Raw genomic sequence first — 580 nt, 5'->3', positions numbered from 1 at the left:
CCGTCGACGTCGAGGATCATCGCTGATACCCCCGAAGCAGCAGGTAGATGAAGACCGGTGCGCCCAGGAACGCCGTCAGCACGGCAACCGGGAGGACGTAGGGCGCCACGATGATACGTGCGACGGTATCGGAGGCGAGGAGGAGGATCCCGCCCATCACGCAGGAGCCGGGGATGAGGTAGCGCTGGTCGTCGCCGATGAGCCTCCTTACCATGTGGGGGCAGACGAGCCCGACAAACCCGATCACTCCGAGGAACGAGACGATGACGGCGGTGACAAGCGCCGCAACGACCATGCCTGCGTCCCGGACCCGTTCGACGCTGACACCGAGACCTTTCGCGGTCTCGTCGCCGGCATCGATCGCGTTGTAGTTCCAGCGGTTCGCGATGAAGTAGAGCGAGGCCGCGAGCACTACGACGGTCATGATCCCGAGCTCCTCCCAGCTCGCCCGCCCGACATCGCCAAACGTCCAGAAGACGACGGCGGCAAGCTGGGTGTCGCTTGCGAAGTACTGCAGAAACATCGTCCCGGCGGTAAAGAGCGAGGAGAGGGCGACCCCGGCAAGCACCATCACCTCCGG

General features: G+C 64.8%; 1 protein-coding gene. It reads right to left on the bottom strand.

All coding sequences use genetic code 11. From position 1 onward, the window contains the following. Positions 1-16: 16 nt before the first annotated feature. Positions 17-580: iron ABC transporter permease (locus ACI94_RS00690; protein ID WP_286680972.1), on the bottom strand; the 564-nt coding region annotated here is incomplete at its 5' end.

It is taken from the genome of Methanoculleus sp. DTU007, assembly GCF_001512385.1.
Classification (GTDB): Archaea; Halobacteriota; Methanomicrobia; order Methanomicrobiales; family Methanoculleaceae; genus Methanoculleus; species Methanoculleus thermophilus.
This window is presented reverse-complemented; position numbering and strand designations above follow the sequence as displayed.